This window comes from Bifidobacterium italicum (assembly GCF_002286915.1).
In the GTDB taxonomy this organism is placed as follows: domain Bacteria; phylum Actinomycetota; class Actinomycetes; order Actinomycetales; family Bifidobacteriaceae; genus Bifidobacterium; species Bifidobacterium italicum.
In genome coordinates this window covers 114,124-132,037 of record NZ_MVOG01000027.1, presented here as the reverse complement: position 1 = coordinate 132,037, position 17,914 = coordinate 114,124, and the positions used below count along the sequence as shown (strand labels likewise).

15 protein-coding genes are annotated in these 17,914 nt (G+C 69.3%); 7 read left to right on the top strand and 8 right to left on the bottom strand.

All coding sequences use genetic code 11. The features are described 5' to 3' along the window. Window positions 1–120: 120 nt before the first annotated feature. Window positions 121–1,557, bottom strand: coding sequence for an LCP family protein (locus tag B1400_RS07090; protein WP_095613709.1), 1,437 nt, complete (start codon window positions 1,555–1,557; stop codon window positions 121–123). Window positions 1,558–1,743: 186 nt separating this feature from the next. On the opposite strand from B1400_RS07090, the gene B1400_RS07085 reads away from it, so the two are divergent. Continuing rightward, a complete protein-coding gene (locus B1400_RS07085; protein WP_095613708.1) occupies window positions 1,744–4,842 on the top strand; it encodes a glycosyltransferase family 2 protein in 3,099 nt (1,032 codons plus the stop codon). After that, entirely contained in the window at window positions 4,839–6,380 is a 1,542-nt protein-coding gene (locus tag B1400_RS07080; RefSeq protein ID WP_095613707.1) for a DUF5719 family protein, read from the top strand. The genes B1400_RS07085 and B1400_RS07080 overlap by 4 nt, the downstream gene beginning before the upstream one ends. Window positions 6,381–6,389: 9 nt before the next feature. On the opposite strand, the gene B1400_RS07075 is transcribed toward B1400_RS07080, so the two are convergent. Further along, the gene (locus tag B1400_RS07075) at window positions 6,390–6,818 is read right to left on the bottom strand and encodes a metallopeptidase family protein (protein WP_095613706.1); all 429 of its coding nucleotides are present in this window, start codon (window positions 6,816–6,818) and stop codon (window positions 6,390–6,392) included. Window positions 6,819–6,930: 112 nt separating this feature from the next. On the opposite strand from B1400_RS07075, the gene B1400_RS07070 reads away from it, so the two are divergent. Together B1400_RS07070 and B1400_RS07065 are read left to right on the top strand one after the other, a co-directional pair. Further along, a complete protein-coding gene (locus B1400_RS07070; RefSeq protein WP_235607375.1) occupies window positions 6,931–7,737 on the top strand; it encodes an HAD-IIB family hydrolase in 807 nt (268 codons plus the stop codon). A gap of 19 nt (window positions 7,738–7,756) precedes the next feature. Continuing rightward, a complete protein-coding gene (locus B1400_RS07065; RefSeq protein ID WP_095613705.1) occupies window positions 7,757–8,539 on the top strand; it encodes a ComF family protein in 783 nt (260 codons plus the stop codon). A gap of 50 nt (window positions 8,540–8,589) precedes the next feature. On the opposite strand, the gene B1400_RS07060 is transcribed toward B1400_RS07065, so the two are convergent. Genes B1400_RS07060 through glgB form a run of 3 tightly spaced genes read right to left on the bottom strand, consistent with a single transcriptional unit; the run spans window position 8,590 to window position 12,724 of the window. Further along, complete coding sequence (locus tag B1400_RS07060; protein WP_095613704.1) at window positions 8,590–9,711, bottom strand: sensor histidine kinase; 1,122 nt, start codon at window positions 9,709–9,711, stop codon at window positions 8,590–8,592. 17 nt (window positions 9,712–9,728) lie between these two features. Beyond that, on the bottom strand, window positions 9,729–10,445 hold the full coding sequence (locus B1400_RS07055) for a response regulator transcription factor (protein WP_095613703.1): 717 nt from the start codon (window positions 10,443–10,445) through the stop codon (window positions 9,729–9,731). 26 nt (window positions 10,446–10,471) lie between these two features. Then, entirely contained in the window at window positions 10,472–12,724 is a 2,253-nt protein-coding gene (gene glgB, locus B1400_RS07050; RefSeq protein ID WP_095613702.1) for a 1,4-alpha-glucan branching protein GlgB, read from the bottom strand. Between the two features lie 136 nt (window positions 12,725–12,860). On the opposite strand from glgB, the gene B1400_RS07045 reads away from it, so the two are divergent. Continuing rightward, window positions 12,861–13,457, top strand: coding sequence for a CarD family transcriptional regulator (locus tag B1400_RS07045; RefSeq protein ID WP_095613701.1), 597 nt, complete (start codon window positions 12,861–12,863; stop codon window positions 13,455–13,457). A gap of 8 nt (window positions 13,458–13,465) precedes the next feature. Then, complete coding sequence (locus B1400_RS07040) at window positions 13,466–13,945, top strand: 2-C-methyl-D-erythritol 2,4-cyclodiphosphate synthase (protein WP_095613722.1); 480 nt, start codon at window positions 13,466–13,468, stop codon at window positions 13,943–13,945. Window positions 13,946–14,030: 85 nt separating this feature from the next. Here the strand turns inward: B1400_RS07040 and B1400_RS07035 are convergent, their stop codons facing one another. The 3 genes from B1400_RS07035 to B1400_RS07025 form a co-directional block, all read right to left on the bottom strand. Next, on the bottom strand, window positions 14,031–14,864 hold the full coding sequence (locus tag B1400_RS07035; protein ID WP_095613700.1) for a metal ABC transporter permease: 834 nt from the start codon (window positions 14,862–14,864) through the stop codon (window positions 14,031–14,033). After that, window positions 14,861–15,757 (bottom strand): ABC transporter ATP-binding protein, encoded by an 897-nt coding sequence (locus B1400_RS07030; RefSeq protein WP_095613699.1) that lies wholly within the window; start codon window positions 15,755–15,757, stop codon window positions 14,861–14,863. The genes B1400_RS07035 and B1400_RS07030 overlap by 4 nt, the downstream gene beginning before the upstream one ends. Window positions 15,758–15,837: 80 nt before the next feature. After that, on the bottom strand, window positions 15,838–16,869 hold the full coding sequence (locus B1400_RS07025) for a metal ABC transporter solute-binding protein, Zn/Mn family (protein WP_095613698.1): 1,032 nt from the start codon (window positions 16,867–16,869) through the stop codon (window positions 15,838–15,840). A 132-nt stretch (window positions 16,870–17,001) separates the two neighbouring features. Between B1400_RS07025 and B1400_RS07020 the strand changes: the two genes are divergently transcribed. Further along, complete coding sequence (locus tag B1400_RS07020) at window positions 17,002–17,892, top strand: bifunctional methylenetetrahydrofolate dehydrogenase/methenyltetrahydrofolate cyclohydrolase (RefSeq protein WP_095613697.1); 891 nt, start codon at window positions 17,002–17,004, stop codon at window positions 17,890–17,892. Window positions 17,893–17,914 lie beyond the last annotated feature (22 nt).

The following is a 17,914-nucleotide window of genomic DNA, read 5'->3' as shown; positions in this document are numbered from 1 at the left end:
CGCGGAGCGGGTGCGAAGCTCGGCGGTGTCGTCGGATCATCGGTGTTGCTCATCGTTCCTCCACAGGGCGCGTCGCGCCCTCATCGTGCCGCGGGCCGTCCGGCGCCGCGGATCTCGTGGTCATGCGCTCTTCGCGGGCACCGAGCAGATGGTCGTGTTGAGGTACTGGTAGGCGATGCCGATGTACTGGCCGGTCTCGGGGTCGCGGATCGAACCGGTCTCGGCGTCGACGACGCCGTTCGTGTTCGGGTCGATGAGCGTGCCGTCCTCCTGCTTGATGAGACCGGTCGTCGGGTCGACGGTGGGCTGCGGCTTCGCCGAGGGCGTCTGGGCGGGGGACTCGGCGGGCGTCTCGTCGGCCGGGGCGGAGGGCGACGGGGTCGCCGTCGCTTCGTCGCCGGCATGGTCCTCGCCGTTCTCGTCGCCGGTCGTGGCGGCGTCGTCGCCGTACAGCGGACGGTCGTCGCGCAGCCGCTCCCAGACCTCGGGGGCGCTGTCCGCCCAGACGACGCGGTTGGGGTCGAAGGGGGCGGGCACGACGGGGACGGTCTGCGCGTACACGTGCGAGACGTCGAGGTGGCGCAGGCTGAACGCGAGCGCGACGAGCGCGTTCGTGTCGGCCATGCCGGAGCTGATGTTGAGCGAGCGGATCGCGGCGAGCGCGAGCTGGTAGAGTTCACTCGTCTGCGTGAACATGTTCTTCGATATCGCCTCGGCGATCACCGATTTGATGAGGTACTGCTGGCGCGTCGTGCGCATGATGTCGCTGCCGTCGGTGCCGGTGCCGTGGCGCATGCGCGCGTAGTTCGTCGCCTGGCGTCCGTCGAGGTGGTGCATGCCCTTCCTCAGGTCCATCTCGGTGTTCGCGTCGACGGTGTCGACCGGGATGCACACGTCGACGCCGCCGATCGCGTCGATCATGTCGGCCAGGCCCTTGAAGTCGACGACGACGAAGTTCGTGATGTGCATGCCGGTGAGCGCGTTGACGGCCGTCACCGTGCAGCTCGCCGCCGTCGACAGGTCGCCGCCCTCGCGGTAGGCGGTGGAGAACACCGAGTTGAACATGACGCCGTACTGGGCGGGGATGTCCTTGCCGCCGCTCGTGCGGCAGTTGGGCACATCGACGATCGAGTCGCGCGGGATCGAGACGATGTTGATGAATTCGCGGTCGGCGCTGATGTCGACGACCATCGTCGTGTCGGCGTTGTGCAGGCCGTCCTCGCCGTCGTGCATGCCGCCGGAGAGCTCGGCGTTGCCGTCGTCGCGCGTGTCCTGGCCGATGAGGACGAACTTGATCGGCCGCCCCTCGTTGGGGTCGAGCTTCTCCTCGTCGGCGAAGACGGTCTTGACGGCGCCGTCCTGGACGGCGTCGTTGAGGCTGATCCAGGTGGACGCCACGGCGGTGGAGGCGAACACGAGCGCGGCGACGACGACGCAGGCGACGACGACGAGCGCCCGGTGGCGGATGCGCCACGCCACGGCGCTGTGCCGCGGCCTTTCGCTGCGGGAGCTGCCCAGATTCGCTTCACCTGTCTTCTTCGCGGTATGAGAGGCCAACGGTCCACCTTTCGTGCGTCGTTCCCCGTCGCGGGGCCCCTGCGCGTGCCCGGCCCCAAGCCGCCGACACGCGATCGTATGCGATTATAGGGCATGACGGTGAGAAAACCGTGGCCGAAGCCCCGGGGGCGCCCCGCGCGCGCCGGCGCGGGGGGCGGATAGACCCTTCTGCGTACACTGGGACGCATGACACTCTCGGGCAACAGTGAGATCCAGCGCATCATCGGCACCGCCCTGGCGACGCGTCCGTATTCGCACAGCCAACGCGCCGAGGCGAACGTGACGGCCGTCATCACCGTCGAGGACGACCTGCGCTACCTGCCCCGCACCCTGCGCGCCGTGCTCTCCCAGAGCGTGCTCCCGTCCACGATCGTCGTCGCCGACTGCTCGGGGCGCACCGTGCAGTCCGTGCAGACGAGCTTCGAGATCATCCCGACGAAGGAGGACGTGCTCGAGACGGTGCCCGAGCCGCAGCGCATCTCGATCCAGATCGTGCGCGTCGCCCAGGCCCGTTCCTTCGCCGACGCCGTCGCGAAGGTGCTGCGCAACGCGCAGGTGGACACGTCGACGAAGACGCTGTGGCTGCTGCACGACGAATCCCGGCCGGCCGACGAACGCTGCCTCGAAAAGCTCCTCGACGCGTGGGCGAATTCGCCGACGGCCGCGCTGCTGGGCGCCAAGCAGCTCGACTGGGAGGGACGCGCCCTGCACGACGTCGGCTGCTATGCGGCGCGCGGACGCGTCGTCTCGCTCGTCGTCGACGGCGAGCCCGACCAGGAGCAGTACGACGGGCGGCGCGACGTCTTCTCCGTCTCGCTCGCCGGCGCCCTCGTGCCCGTCAACACGCTCGCCGCCATGCACGGCGCCAACCCCTGGTTCGGCACCTTCGACGAATCCGAGGACCTGTGCCGGCGCCTATGCCTGTCCGGCCGCCGCGTCGTCGTCGTGCCGGAGGCGCGCATCGCCCACCGGCGCGCGCGTTACGACGGCGTACGCACACGCGACGGCGCGGCGGTCGAACCGGACGCCGCCGTCGACTCGTCGATGGCGCAGCTCGTCGGCGCGCAGAAATACGCGATGACCGACGTGGCCGCCCCCTGGTGGCCGCTGCTGTGGGTGCTGGGACTGTTCACCGCGCTCGCCGGCGCCGTCCGGCTGCTGTTCCGCAAACGCCCCTACCGGGCGGTGTGCCGCCTCGTCATGCCATGGGCCGCGCTCGCCGCGGTACCGGGCGCGCTCGCCGCCCGCCACCGCGTCGCCGCCGCAGGCCATGTGCCGCGCGCCCAGATCGCGCCGCTGATCGCCGACCGCCGCCAGATCCGCCAATGGAAGGCGCGTTCACGGGCCTTCGACGAGCAGAACAGCAACGTCGTCCTCGACCCGCTCGCCCTCGTCCACCTGCGCCGCAGACGCATCCGCCGCTGGGCCTGGGCGCTCGGCGCCGCGCTGCTCGCCTTCGCCGCGACGGCCGCCATGTACTGGCCGATCCTGCGCCACGCGTTCTCCGGCGACTCGATGCTCTCGACGCAGCTGACGCCGACCGACGCAGGCTTCGGACAGCTCGTCGCCGCCGCCACGACGCCATGGGTCTACGGCGTCGGCACCGGCATTCCCGCGCCGCCCTCGCCGTGGCTGCTCGTGCTCACGGCCGCCTCCGTGCTCACGGCCGGCCACGTCGCGTCCGCGCTCACCCTCATCTTCTTCCTGTCCGCGCCCGCGAGCGTCCTGTCGTTCTGGGCGCTCGCCGGCGTCGTCACCCGCTCCAACCTGATCCGCGTCGCCTCCTCGCTGTGCTGGTACGCCCTGGCGCTCGCCTTCGGCCTGTATGGCACCGCGAACCTGCCGATGCTCACCGTCATGACGTTCCTGCCGGGCGCGCTCGCGCTGTCGTTCAAGGCGGTCGGCCTGTACCGCACAGAGGACCCCGTCAACCCGCGCTCGTCGGTGCAGGCCGCCGCGGCCGCCGCGCTGCTGTTCATCCCGGCCGTCGCCGCCGAACCGCAGCTGCTGCTCGCCCTCGTCGTCATCTTCGTCGCGTTCCTCGTCTTCGTGCGCCGCCACCGGCTCATGCTGCTGCTCATCCCGCTGCCCAGCGCCTTCGCGCTCGCGCCGACGCTCGTCAACGCGGTGCGCTACGCCGGCGACGGCATGTGGCGACAGCTGTTCGGCGACGTCATGGTCCCGGTGCCGGGCGTCAACGGCGCGCCCGAGGCAATCGGGCTGGAGACGATGGTGTGGCGCGCGTTCGGTCTGGGCCGTGCACCGTCATGGTCGGCGATGTTCTCCGGCGGCGACCTGCCGCGCACGCTGATCGTGCTGTGCTGCGCCGTATGCGCCGTCATCGCGCTGCTCACGCTGCTGCGCCCGGGGATGCTGCGTCCGTGCCGCATCCTGTGGACGGTGATCCTGTGCGGCCTCATGCTCGCCGTCACGTCCGCCGTCGTCGTCGTCGCCGTCATGCCGTACGGGGCGGCCGCCGGATCGGTGCTGCCGGGCGTCGCGCTCGCCGCATGTGGCATGCTCGCCTGCGTGGCGATGGCCGCGGGGCCGGCGGTCGCGCCCTTCCACCGCCTCATGCGCGAGCAGGGGCGCCGCTTCGGCGCCTTCACGTTGGTGCAGGGCGCCATCGCGTTGTTCCTGACGGCGATGACGGCCGTGTGCCTGCTGTTCGGCGTCCAGAGCGCCCAGGCCGGCGGCGTGGCCGTCACCGGTGGCGGCCTGCCGATGGTCGCCCGGGACTATCTGGCGCAGGACCCCGACCGGCGCGTGCTCGCCCTGGCGGCCACGAACGCCGACACCGTCGCCTACGCGGCGATGCGCACCGGCCGCGGCGACCTGATCGATGCCTCCGCCGCCTGGCGCGTCAGCCGCGCCTTCGGCCACGAGGGGCGCACCGACGACGAACAGCTCGCCCACATCGCCGCCCGACTGCTCGCCAACAGCGACAACGACGCCGTGCGCCAGCTGTCCGATCTCGGCTTCGGCGGCATCTACGTCGTCACCGACGACGGCCGCGACCTGAGCGCACGCGCAGGCGAGCAGCTCCAAGCGAACGTGACCGCGTCGCAGGGCACGCAGGAGGTCGTCGGCAACGCGCAGGGCACGTACTACCGTCTCACGCTCGACGCCACGAAGTCCCAGCGCATCGACACGACGGACCAGCGGCGCATGGAGACGAGCCCGTGGCGCACGGCGTGGCTGTGGTGCCTCTCGCTCGTCATCGCGCTCTACGTCATCGTCGCGATACCGCGCAGCCACGGCATCAGCAAGGAGGAACAGCAATGAGCGAGGAACCGAACCGTCTCGACGACTTCGCGCACAGGACGCGCGCCGTCGCGACCACGGCCGTGACGGGCGTCGCCGTCGTCGCGCTGTTCGCCGCGCTGACGGTCGTGCCGCCGCGTTCCGGCGTGCACGACGCGGCCGCCGTCGACTCCGCGACGGTCTCCGAGCAGGCCAGCGCCCGGCAGACGCTGCGCTACTGCCCGGCCGCGATGACGATCGCCGACACGGCGTCCTACGGCGACGAGGAATTCCGCACGTCGACCGGCGACCTCGCCTCGGCCCGCCGCTACGCGGCGTTCGGATCGGTCTTCCATGCCCAGGCCGACGCTCTCGGCGCCGACGACTCGGCCGACGGGCTCGTCCTCGAAGGCGCCCACGGCGGGGAGGGATCCGACGTCTTCATCGCCGGACAGGACAAGGCCGACGGCGCTACGATCCTCGACACGCGGCTGCTGTCCGCGGCCGACGGGACCGGATCGACCGGCGCCGTCGCCTCATGGGCGACGACCGGCGACATCCCCGGCATCGCCGCCGCGTCGTGCGTGACGCCTGCCCTGGTCCAACGCTTCCTCGTGCCGAGCACGACGACCGGCAATACGCAGCAGCTCGTCGTCGTCAACCCCTCCGACAAGCCCACCAGCATCGACATCGCGATGTGGGGTACGAAGCACGGCAGGATCACGCCGGCCACATCGTCCGTCCTCACCGTCGGCGCCAACGGGCGCGCCGACATGCTGCTCAACGCCGCCGCCCCAGACGAGCAGGGCCTGTACGTGACCGTAACGAGCCACGACGCGCCGGTCGGCGCCGTCGTGCGCTCCGTCGCGATCGACGGGCTGACGCCGCACGGCAACGACTATGTGACGCCGCTCGACGCCGCCGCCACGACGCAGACGATCATGCTGCCCGACGGCGACGCCTCGACGACGCTGAGCGCGTACGCGGACAAGGACGCCGCGATCACGCTGTCCTGGATGAGCGACCACGGCCTCGTCGACATCGGCCGTCTCGACGCGCACGCCGGCAAGGTCACGCTCAAGGAACTCAAGGACCGCCCCAAGGACGCCCACGCGATCCTCGCCCAAAGCGACGCCCCCTGCGCGCTCGCCGCACAAAGCACGATCGAAGGCGCCGACGGGCGGCACGACTACGCCGTCATCGGCGCGCACGCCGCATACGCGCAGTCCGCGCTCGCGCTGCCGACCGGCGCCTCCGCGACGATCGCGCTCGCCAACACGGGCGAGCGGGCCACGACGATCACCCTCACCGGCTACGACTCGGACGGCGCGCCGAGCGGGACCAAACGCGTCAAGGTCGACGCCGACTCGTCGGCGAGCCTCGACGCCGACGACCTGGGCGACGGCGTCGAGGCGATCCGCGTCGACACCGACGACGTGACGATCGTCTGGGGCGCGTTCCCGACGAACGCGACGCTGCGGGAGGCGAAGACCGCGGCGCTCGCCTACGTGCCGGCGACGAGCCTCGACGTGCCCCGGCAGCTCGTGCACGCGTTCAACGACCCGGGCATCGTGCGCTGAGCCGCGCCGTCACAGTCCGAAATCGGGGTCGATCTCATCGGGCCGGCGCCCGTACAGCTCGGCGATCGACTCGACGATCTCGTCGCGGATCGACAGCTGCAGGTCGGCGCGGTTCGCCGCGTGAGTCTGGATCGGCAGCCGGTACAACACGATACGCGCGGGACTGCCGTGCTCGGCGGGGAAGGCCTGCGAGAACAGCCGTGGCTCATGCTCCCACGGCGCCGGCGACGACGGCGGCACGTCCTCGACCGCGAACTGCAACGGCCGCACGAGATCCGGCCACGCGGCCGACAGACGACGGATCTGCGCGACGACGAGATCGTCGAAGAGGCCGGCGCGTGTGCGGTAGCGCGGCAGACGCGTGCCGAACATCGGCGTGCGCATCCCACGGCCATGACGGTTGCGATACACTGCGGCGTTCCAAGGAGGCTGGTTCATGGCCTCCACTGTAGCCGACCGCATCCCGCGCCGGCGGCGCCCATCGCGAAGGCACGGTAGGATACGTAGGATACAAGGACGGACAGGAACCGGAACGGGGAAGTGGTGAACGATGAACGAACCCAACATTGCCAACAGCACCGAAGTGGACGTCGACGCGCTGTGCCGGCGCATGCGCGTCGCCGCGTTCGACCTCGACGGCACGCTCGCACGCTCGAAGAAGCCCATGCACAACGACATCGCGCGGGCCCTGAGCGCACTGACGACGCTGATCCCCGTCGCCATCGTCTCCGGCGGAGTCATGCCGCTCATCGAAAGCCAGGTCACCGACATGCTCACCCCCGACGCCGAGCGCGCCAACCTGCACCTCATGCCCACGACCGGCACCCGCTACTACCGCTGGGACGGCACTACATGGGCCAAGGTCTACGAACGCGACCTGTCCCCGGCCGACCGTCAGGCCGCCATCGCCTCACTCGAACGCCGTGCACGCGAACAAGGCATATGGAGCGACGACACCTGGGGGCCGATCATCGAGGACCGCGGCAGCCAGATCACCTACTCCGCGCTCGGCCAGCAGGCGCCGGTCGACGCCAAGGAACGCTGGGACCCCGACAACGCCAAGAAGAACCGGCTCGCCGAAGCCGTCCAACACGACCTGCCCAACCTCAAAGTACGCTCCGGCGGCTCCACCAGCGTCGACATCTCCGCACGCGACATCGACAAGGCATACGCCGTGCGCGAACTCGCCCGCGCCACCGGCGTCGACGTCGGATCGATCGCCTTCATCGGCGACCGCATGGACCCCGACGGCAACGACTACCCGGCCGCCGAGGCCGGCACGATCGCCATCCGCGTCACCGGCCCCGAGGACACCCTCAGGCTCATCGACGCCATCAACGCACGCCTGCGCCGATAACGGACGGAGACCCGGCACCATGACCGCGACGCAACCGGCCGCCGCCGCGCTCGCGGCGACCTGGCGACAGCTGCGCGACATCCTGCTGCCACGCGGCTGCGCCGGATGCGCCCGCCCCGACGCCGTCCTGTGCGACGACTGCATGCAGGCCCTGCACAGGCCCGTCGCATTCGCGCTGCCGTGCTCGCAGACCGGTCACGGCATCGCCTGCGGCAGCTACCACGGCGTCGTCAGACACGCCATCCTCTCGTGGAAGGACCACGGCGACGCCGAAGCCGACACGCCCCTCGCCGCCGTGCTCACCGATCTCTTCGACGCCATGGGACGACGCCTCATCCAAGACCTCGACCCCACACCCACCGGAATCGGCATCGTGCCCGCGCCCTCATCGCCGCCCTCCGTCCGGCACCGCGGGCGACGCCACCTCGACCCGCTCGCCGCCGCGCTCGCCGCACACTGCCGCGACCACGGGCTGCCCGACACGCAGGTGCTGCCGATGCTGCAGGTGCACGCCGTGCACGGCAAATCGGTGCAGACCCACGGCGCCCGCGACCGCATGCGCCGCATCCACGGCCGTATCACCACCGACGACGCCATACGGCCTCCGAAGCCGACGACGCCGCTCATCCTGCTCGACGACATTGTCACGACCGGGGCGACGATCGGCGCGTGCGCCGCCGCGCTCGCCGGCGCCGGCCACAATGTGCTCACGGCCTTCGCGCTCGCCCATACGCCGCCGAAGGACGCCGTGCGCGACGACATGTCCGGCGACACGGACCGGGCGGGGGAGCGGCGTCAGTGAGCGATGGCGAAGGGCACCCGCAGACGCCCTTCGCCACGGACGGGGCGTGTTCACTGGCCGTCATACGCGGCCTCGCCGTTCCGTGCGCCCGCCGGCTCCTGCCTCGCCTGCGGATCGGGAGGCCTCACCGGCAACGTGATCTCGAAGTCGACGCCGCGGGGGTCGTCCACGACCTGGACGGTGCCGCCGTGCAGCTTCGCCGCCCAGCGTGCGATCGACAGTCCGAGGCCGGTGCCCCCGGACTCGGTGCCGGGCCCGGACGTTCCCTTGACGAAGCGTCGGAAGATGTCGTTGCGCACCTCCTTGGGGATGTCCGAGCCGAAGTTGACGACGTTGATGATCACCGTCTCGCCTCGTTCGCCGGCGTGCGCCTCGACGAGCACGGCCGTGTCGTCGCGCGAATGCTTGAGCGCGTTCGCGATGATGTTCGTCAGCAGCTGTCGCAGCCGCGCCTCGTCGCCTTCGACGACGAGGTCGTCGGGGATGCGCTGTTCGATCGTGTGTCCATGGCCTGCGTCGGCGTATTCGAGCGGGCCGACGGTCTCGTCGATGAGCCCGGCGACGTTGAGCCGTTCGAGCTCGAGGCTCGAGGCGCCGGCCTCGACGCGCGACATGTCGAGCAGGAAGGAGATGAAGTCGGACAGGCGGTGCGTCTGGCGCAGGATGTTCTCCATGTTCGCCGGCGTGGGCTCGACGACGCCGTCGGCCATGTTCTCGACCATCGCCTGCAACGCCGAGACCGGTGTGCGCAGCTCATGGCTCACGTTCGCGATCATGTCGCGTCGCATCTGGTCGGCGTGCTCGAGTTCGTCGGCCATCGCGTTGAACGATTCGGCGAGTTGCCCGATCTCGTCGTTCGAATCCTTGTTGAGATGGACGCGCACCGAATAATCGCCCTGCGCCATCGCCTCTGCGGCGTCGCGCATCTGCCCGAGCGGACGCGTCAGGCCGCGGGACGTGAGATAGGTGAACGCGAGCGTGACGACGATCGTCACAGGCATCGACAGCCAGCCGTTGATGCCGATGATCGACAGCAGCCACGCGATGACGAACGCGAGGATCGTCGCGGCGACGATCAGTACGCTCAGCTCGGCCCGCAGCGACGAGAACACGCCGATGGGGCGCTGCCCGTCGGCGTGTCCTCGCTCCGGCGCATCGTCGGACATGGTCATGCCTGATCGCTTCGCTATCAGCGTTCCGGCGGTTCGAACGCGTATCCGACGCCGTGCACGGTACGGATCGTCGCGGCGCCGAGCTTGTGGCGCAGCGCCTTGACATGCGAGTCGACGGTGCGTGTGCCGGAGGCGTCCACCCAGTCCCAGACCTCCTCGAGCAGCTGCTCGCGCGTGAGCACCGACTTCGGCTTGCGCGCGAGCGTCGTCAGCAGATCGAACTCGGTCGGCGTCAGGTGCACGGTCTCGCCGTCGAGCGTCACACGGCGCGTCGCCGGGTCGATGACGAGCGAGCCGAAGTCGAGGATCTTCTCATGCTCCGACTTGGTCGCGATGACCTTCGCGCGCTCGACGCGGCGCAGCAGCGCCTTGACGCGGGCGACGAGCTCGCGCATCGAGAACGGCTTGGTCATGTAGTCGTCGGCGCCGGCCCCGAGCCCGATGATGACGTCCGACTCGTCGTCGCGCGCCGTGAGCATGAGCACCGGCACCGGACGCTGCGCGACGATGTGCTTCGTCGCCTCGATGCCGTCCATGCCCGGGAGCATGACGTCCATGACGACCAGATCGGGATGGAGCTGGGCGGTCGCCTTCACGGCGCTGATGCCGTCCGAAGCGATGCGGGCCCTCCAGCCTTCGGCGGTGAGCCGTTGCGCGATGGCGGTGGCGAGCGTCGGCTCGTCCTCCACGACGAGAATCGTGTAGGCAGACGGCATCTGTGCGTGTGCGACCATAATCACCAGTCCTTGGTTTCGTTGGTTCAGTTGTTGTCCGGGACGAGGAACACGGCGCCGAGCGCCGGCACCGTGATGCGCGTCGACCATTCGCGCGAATGGTACGCACCCGCGTCGGCCTCGATGTCCGTGTTGTGGATGTCCGATCCGCCGTACTTCTTGTCGTCGGTCGTCAGGACCTCCTTCCAGCGGCCGCCGAGGGGCAGCGCGACCTGGTAGTCGGCCCACGCGGTGCCCGAGAAGTTGACGACGACGACCATGCGTTCGCCGTGGGCGCCGATGCGCTCGAAGCTCAGCGTGTTGTGGTCGGCGTCGTCGCTCGTCAGCCACTGGAAGCCGTCGGGCGTGAAGTCTTGGCTCCACAGCGCCGGCGAATCCTTGTACAGCTTGTTGAGGTCTGCGACGAGCGCCTGCACGCCGCTGTGGTCCGGCCAGTTGAGGCAGTCCCAGTCGAGCTGGCCGTTGTAGTCCCATTCGCCGTACTGCGCGAGCTCGTTGCCCATGAAGGTCAGGTTCTTGCCCGGATGCGCCCACTGGTAGGCGAACAGCGAGCGCACGCCCGCGTAGCGCTGCCAGTCGTCGCCCGGCATCTTGCCGAACAGCGAGCCCTTGCCGTAGACGACCTCGTCATGGCTGATCGGCAGCACATAATGCTCCGAATACGCGTAGACCATCGAGAACGTGATCTCGTTGTGGTGCCACTTGCGGTTGATCGGCTGCTCGTGCAGGTACTCGAGCGTGTCGTGCATCCAGCCCATGTTCCACTTGAGGCCGTAGCCGAGGCCCCCCTGGTCGGTCGGCGCCGTGACGCCCGGATACGCGGTCGACTCCTCGGCGATCATCATGACGCCCGGGTTGTTCTTGTACGCGGTGGCGTTCGCCTCCTTGATGAAGTCGATCGCCTCGAGGTTCTCGCGGCCGCCGAACTTGTTCGGGTGCCACTGGCCAGGCTCGCGGCTGTAGTCGAGGTAGAGCATCGAGGAGACCGCGTCGACGCGCAGTCCGTCCATATGGTATTCGTCGAGCCAGAAGCACGCGTCCGCGACGAGGAAGTTGCGCACCTCGCGGCGCCCGAAGTTGAAGATGTAGGTGCCCCAGTCCGGGTGCTCGCCGCGCGTCGGGTCCGGGTCCTCGTACAACGGCGTGCCGTCGAAGCGGCCCAGCGCGAACGCGTCCTTCGGGAAATGCGCCGGGACCCAGTCCATGATGACGCCGATGCCGGCCTCATGGAGGCGCTCGACGAGGTACTTGAAGTCGTCCGGGCCGCCGAGGCGCGAGTCCACGGCGTAGTAGCCGGTGACCTGATAGCCCCACGATCCCGCGAACGGATACTCCTCGAGCGGCATGAACTCCACATGCGTGAACCCGAGCTTCTGGACGTAGGGCACGAGCTTGTCGGCGAGCTCGCGGTAGTCGTGCACGTCCTTGCGCCAGCTGTTGGCATGCAGCTCGTAGATGCTCACCGGGCCCTGATGCGGATCGGACTCGGCGCGACGCTTCATCCAGTCGCCGTCGCGCCATTCGTGGGCGGATTCGACGACGATCGAACCGGTGCGCGGGGGCACCTCGTGCGAGCGTTCCATCGGGTCGGCCTTCATCTCCCAGTTGTTGTAGGCGTTGAGGATGTGGAACTTGTAGATCTCGCCGGCCTCGACGCCCGGGACGAAGAGCTCCCAGACGCCCGACGAACCGAGCTCGCGCATCGCATGGCACGTGCCGTCCCAGCCGTTGAAGTCGCCGACGACCTGCACGGCGTGCGCGTTCGGCGCCCACACGGTGAACGCGGTGCCGACGACGCGCTCGCCCTTCGTGCCGTCGTTGCCGCCGAGCGGGTCGTCGTAGCGGCGCACATGGGCGCCCATGACCTCCCACAGGCGTTCGTGGCGTCCCTCGCCGAACAGGTAGAGGTCCATGTCGCCGATCGTCGGCAGATAGCGGTAGGGGTCGTTCTCGACGACGGTCGTGCCGTCGGCGCGTACGGTGCGGATGCGGTAGTCGGGGACGCCGTGGCCGTCCTTCGTCCTCACGGCCGGCACGAGCGCGACGAAGACGCCGTTGCGCTCGTGCCTCATCGCGTATTCGCCGTCGGCGGTGACGATCGTGACGGACCGTGCGCCCGGGCGCAGCACGCGGATCGTGCAGGTGTCGGCGAACTCGCCGGTGCCCGGATGGGCGCCGAGGATCTCGTGGGGGTTGTAGAACGCGCCTTTGCTGACCTCGTCCAACTGATCGTCGTTGACGGGGACGATGGCTTTCTCGTTGAATGTGAAGTTTGTCATGTATCCGAGAATACGCATGTTTTCCCGGCGGCACGAGCGGATTCGCGGTTTTTCCCATCTTTTTTTCCAATCCTCCACCAAGTCCATGCAAATTGGCATAATTGTTGGCGTTTCTGATTTTTCTCACGGAGGATTCATGGGCTACAAGGTCGGCGATATGGTCGTGTACCCGCGTCACGGCGCGGCGAAGATCGAGGCCATTACCGAACGGACTGTTAAGGGCGTGACGCGTGAGTATCTCAAGCTTTCGGTGCTTTCCTCCGATGACCTTGAGATCTTCGTGCCCGTCGACAACGTGAAGAAGGTCGGCGTGCGCGACATCGTGGACGGCGACGAGGTGGCGAAGGTGTTCGAGATCCTGCGCACCCCGATCATCGAAAAGGAGATGAACTGGTCGCGCCGGTACAAGCTCAACGTCGAGAAGATCTCGACCGGCGACGTCAACAAGATCGCCGAGGTCGTGCGCGATCTGGCGCAGCGCGACGTCGACGAGCACGGCCTGTCCGCCGGCGAGAAGCGCATGCTGACGAAGGCGCGCAGCATCCTGACCTCGGAGATCGCGTTGTCGGAGAAGATCGAGGAGGAGGAGGCGCAGCGCCTGCTCGACGTCAACCTCGGCTACAGCGAGCCGCAGCCCGGTGATGACGGGCACCACACGCAGGCCCCCGATGAGCCGGCGTCGGAGACGCTCGCACGCCTCGAGGCTGAGAGCAGGAAGCCGAAGAAGAAGTGACGCCCGACCTGCGCTGCGGGCTCGGTTTCGACGCGCACCGGTTCTCCGCCGACGCCGGTAGGCCGCTGTTCCTCGCGACGCTGCGCTGGGACGGCGCCGGCGTCGAGGGGGACTCGGACGGCGATGTGGCGGTGCACGCGCTCATCGACGCGCTGCTCGCCGCGGCCGGTCTGGGCGACATCGGCGAGCTGTTCGGAGTGGGCGCCACGTCCCGGGGCGCGGGCATGCACGGCGACGCGATGCTCGCGGGCACGGTGCGACATCTGCAGGCGAACGGCTGCGTCCCGCGAAGCGCGTCGGTGGCGCTCGTCGGCAATCGGCCGAAGATAGGACCGCGCCGGCAGGAGGCCGCGGAGGCGATGTCGACGATCTGCGGATGTCCGGTCGCGCTGACGGCGACGACGACGGACGGCATGGGGTTCACCGGCCGGGGCGAAGGCGTCGCCGCGATCGCGACGGCGCTCGTGCAAGTCGGCGACATGGCGTGAACGGGTCCATCCGGACAATGCGCAAAGGCCGTCCCCCAAGATCGGCGGGACGGCCTTCGTGTGTTCTCCGGCCTGTCGAGGGCGCTCAGCCCCGGCGGCGCAGCGCCTCGACGCCCTTCGCGACTCCCCAGAACAGCGTCGAGAGCGTCACGATGACGAAGCTCGGGGGAGCGGGGAACATCGCCGCGAGGACGAGGCCGCCCCAGATCGAGACGAGGCACAGCGCCGTCGAGACGACGATCGCGCGCAGCGGCGTCGTCGTCACGACGGTGGCGGTCGCCGCCGGGGTGACGACGAGCGCGAAGATCAGCAACGTGCCGACGGCGGGCACGGCGATCGTGATGACGCCGGCGAGGACCGCCATGAACAGCGCGTTCATGACGCCGATCGGCACGCCCTTGGCCTGGGCGACCTGCTCGTCGAGCGAGCTGAACAGCAACGGGCGGTAGACGACCGCCATCGCGACGAGCAGCACGGCGTCGAAGACCGCGAATCCGATGATCTGGTCGTCGCTGATCGTCAGGATCGAGCCGAAGAGGATCGACTGCAGCTGTTGGGACGCCGAGCTCGACATGCGCGCGAAGAACAGGCCCAGACCGGTCGCGAAGGCGAGGACGGTGCCGGTGGCGATCTCGCGTTCCGAGGCGCGTTTGCCGAGCGCGGCGATGACGAGCGCTCCGGCGAGCGCGAAGCCGCCGAGCCCGACGGCGACCGGCAGGCCGAGCAGCACGGCGCCGGTCGCGCCCGGCAGGCCGATGTGCGCGATCGCGTGCGCGGCGAAGGTCGAATGCCGCGCGATCGTGAAGTATCCGACGACGCCGGCCGCCACGGCGATGCACAGCCCGGCGAGGAAGGCGTTGACCATGAACGGCGCCGTCAGCGTCGTCGTCCAGGCGGGATCGAAGGTGAAAGGTGTCATCGCGTCGCTCCTTGGTCCTGCGACGGGTCCGGCTGGGCGTGCCCGTGATGGTGGAAACGCGCCACCTCGGCGGCGTCGTGCATGTCGCATCCGCCTGGTTCGGCCATGTTCGGCGCGACGAACATGTCGCCCTGCGGCGTCGTGACGACCTGCACCTTCGTGCCGTACAGGTGGGTGAGCAGCTGTGAGTCGAGCACGTCGTTGAGGCGTGCGTAATGCGGATGGCCGTCGAGCAGGTAGACGGCGCCGGTGAGGATCGGCAGCAGCATGTTGAGGTCGTGGGCGACGATCTGGATCGACATGCCGAGCTCGGTGTTGAGCCTGGACAGGATCCGCACCGTCGTGCGCTGGCTGGCCAGATCGAGGTTGGCGAGCGGCTCGTCGAGCATGAGCAGCTCGGGGTCGCCCACGAGCGCCTGCGCGATCGCGACGCGCTGGCGCAGGCCTCCGGACAGCTCCGAAAGCCGCAGCCGAGCCTTGTCCGCGATCCCGATGAACTCCATCGCCTCGTGTGCCTTCGCGCGCTGGCGGCGCGTCACCGGATGGAAACCGAAGCGCGTGCCGGTCAGGCCCAGCAGCACGGACTGTTCGGCGGTGAGGCTCGAATCGATGTCGTTCGTGTAGCTCTGCGGCACGTAGCCGATGCGCGCGTTGCTTTCCCCGGGGGCGGTCCCCAGCACCCGCATCGTGCCGTGGGAGAGCGGCACCAGTCCGAGCTCCGCCTTCATCAGCGTCGTCTTGCCGGCGCCGTTGGTGCCGACGATCGCCGTGACGGTGCCCCGCGGAATCGTGAAGGTGCCGTGGCTCCAGATCGTGGCGCCGCCGCGTTTGATGGCGATGTCGTGGCATTCGACGCTCGGACCTCCGTGCGCCGGTGCGTCGGGCTGTTGCATTGCGGCTCCTTTCGGCCGATGGACGCGATCAGTATCGCAACCGCTATTGACAATGATTCTCAATAAGGGTGGAGCCGTGCTCAGTCGTCCCCCTCGTTGACGGCGCGGTCCTGTTCGGTGTTGCCGGCGTTCTCGGCGTCCCCGGATTCATCGGCCGGGCAGTCCTTCTCCGGGGCCCGGCACGTGTCCATGTCCCGTTCGACGGTGTCGAACAACGCCTCGATCCAGGCCGTGAGGTCGGCGTAGTCGGGCGGCATCTGCTCGGTGACGTCGAGCACGGGCGTCTTCGCCTTGCGTGCGATGTCGACGAAGCCCTGCGTCGTCTCGTTCTCCTCCTGGGGGTTGTTGACGAGCAGCCGCACGCCGTCGTCGCCGAGCAGTTCGCGCATGTCGCGCACGTCGGCCGCGGTCGGCTCCGACTCGGACGCCGACGCGCGCGCGTAACCGGCCGGCGTCCTGTCCTCGAATCCCAGATCGTTCATCAGGTAATAGGCGACAGATTCGGTCGCCGCGTAAGTGAGGTCGTCATGCCCCTTGCCGAAGGCCGCGATGCGCTTCTCGAGCGCGTCCTCCTTCTTCTTCCACGTCGCGAGGTTGGTCTCGAAGGACGCCGCGTCCTTCGAGCGCAGCCTGGAGAAGGCGTCCTTGAGCGCATCGGCCATCGCGTAGCGCGCGTCGCGGGAGAACCACAGATGGGGGTTGTCCCCGTCCATCGCGCCGACGGTGTCGGCGGCGGACACGATCGTCGCCGTCGACGGCAGGTTCTTGCTCGCCCATGCGTCGTAACCGGCGCCGTTGACGATGACGACGTCCGCGTCGTGCAGCGTCTTCATGTCCTTGGCGGTGGGCTCGAAGTCGTGGGCGTCCGCCGTCGTCGACGACAGGATCGACGTGACCTTCGCGTCGTCGCCGCCGATCTGCGCGGCGAGCGAGCCCCACTGGTTGAGCGACGAGACGACGGTGAGCGGTCCGCTCGGGGTCGTGGCGGAGGCGGAAGGGGGGGCGTCGTCGGCGCCGATGCGGTCGCAGCCGGCGAGCGCGGCCGCGAGCGCGAGCGCGACGGCGGCCGCGACGGCCGTCCGCAGACGATGTGACGAGGTTCGTATGCCCATGAGCGCTGATTCCTTTGCTAAGACCGGCGTCGCGTCGCGTGTGCGGGCCGCGTCTGGCGGCGCGCGTTGGCGCGCCGGTATCGTACGATACGGCAAGGCACATCGTTCCACGGCAACGGAGGGGGTTTCCTCATGGCAATGATACTCGACGGCAAGGCGGTCGCCGCCCAGGTGAAGGAGGATTTGGCACAGCGCGTACGCGCGCTGCGCGCCCGCGGCGTCACGCCGGGGCTCGGCACCGTGCTCGTCGGCGACGACCCCGGCTCGCTCAAATACGTCGCCGGCAAGCACCGCGACTGTCAGGAGGTCGGCATCGCCTCTATCCGACGCGAACTGGCCGCAGACGCGAGCCAGCAGGAGCTGCTCGACGTCATCGCCGAGCTCAACGCCGATCCGGCGTGCACCGGCTACATCGTGCAGCTGCCGCTTCCCGAGGGCATCGACCAGAACGCCGTCATCGACGCGATCGACCCGGCGAAGGACGCCGACGGCATGCATCCGTACAACCTCGGCGAGCTCGTGCTGCACACGCGCGGCGCGCTCACGACGCCGCTGCCGTGCACGCCCAGCGGCGTGCTCACGTTGCTGCGGCACTACGGCATCGATCTCGACGGTCGCCGGGTGTGCGTGCTCGGACGCGGCATCACGATCGGCCGGACGATCGGGCTCATGCTCACGCGCGCCGACGTGAACGCGACGGTCACGTTGTGCCATACGGGGACGAAGGACGTCGCCGCGCATATGCGCGAGGCCGACGTCGTCATCGCCGCCGTCGGACGCGCCGGCTTCGTGCGTCCGGAGGACGTCAAGCCGGGCGCCGTGCTCGTCGACGTCGGCGTCTCGCGGCTGCCCGGCGCCGACGGGCGCCTGCGCGTCCACGGCGACGTGGACCACGGCTGCTACGCGCTCGCCGGCGCCTACACGCCCAATCCCGGCGGCGTCGGTCCGATGACGCGCGCGATGCTGCTGCGCAACGTCGTCGAGATGGCCGAGCGCGCGGCCGGCGTCGACGCCGTGGAATAACGCGACGGCGCCGGCTGTTGGG